The sequence below is a fragment of the Streptomyces sp. NPDC046900 genome (assembly GCF_040644975.1).
Lineage (GTDB): Bacteria > Actinomycetota > Actinomycetes > Streptomycetales > Streptomycetaceae > Streptomyces.
In genome coordinates this window covers 10,068-10,649 of sequence record NZ_JBEYXD010000157.1, presented here as the reverse complement: position 1 = coordinate 10,649, position 582 = coordinate 10,068, and the positions used below count along the sequence as shown (strand labels likewise).

1 pseudogene is annotated in these 582 nt (G+C 66.7%); it reads left to right on the top strand.

Annotated elements, in window-relative coordinates:
* Positions 1–319: 319 nt before the first annotated feature.
* Positions 320–582: pseudogene (locus ABZ904_RS49050) on the top strand (hypothetical protein); the annotation flags it as partial.

Sequence of the window (582 nt, the reverse complement as noted above, 5' to 3'; positions counted from 1 at the left end):
GTTCGCATGTGCCGGACCGGACTACGGGACGAGTCGGGGCGGGGTTGCTGTTGTTGGAGGTGATCGCGGACAAGTGTGGGGTGGGGAGCTTCGGCAAGATCGTGTGATGCAAGTTCACCCTGGTGGACTGGGCGCGGGCCTCCGGTTCGCGTGCGCGCGGGTGACGCCGACACGCCTGGCGCCGGTTCGTGACTCGACACAGACCATCACAAAGCGTGTCTTTGGGTTGAATTCTGACTTGCCGTGACATTTGCACTGTAAATATTGATGTGTCCGACCAGGCGGGCGCATCAGGCACCTGCCGTGAAAGGAGCACGGAATGCGGGTTTCCCGTCTTGCCGCCGCGCTGGGCGTCGCGGCCGCCGTCCTGCTGGGCGGCGCCACTGGCGCCAGCGCCGCAACCTATGCGCCCTCGGTGGTATCTCATGCCACTCACGACCGTGGTCACGACCATGATGACTACGGGCGCGGCGACCGTGACGGCCGCTGGGGCCACCACGACCGTGACGACCGGGGCAACTACGGCTGGGGCCACGGCCGCTGGGGCCACCACGACCGTGACGACCGGAGCAACCACGGCTG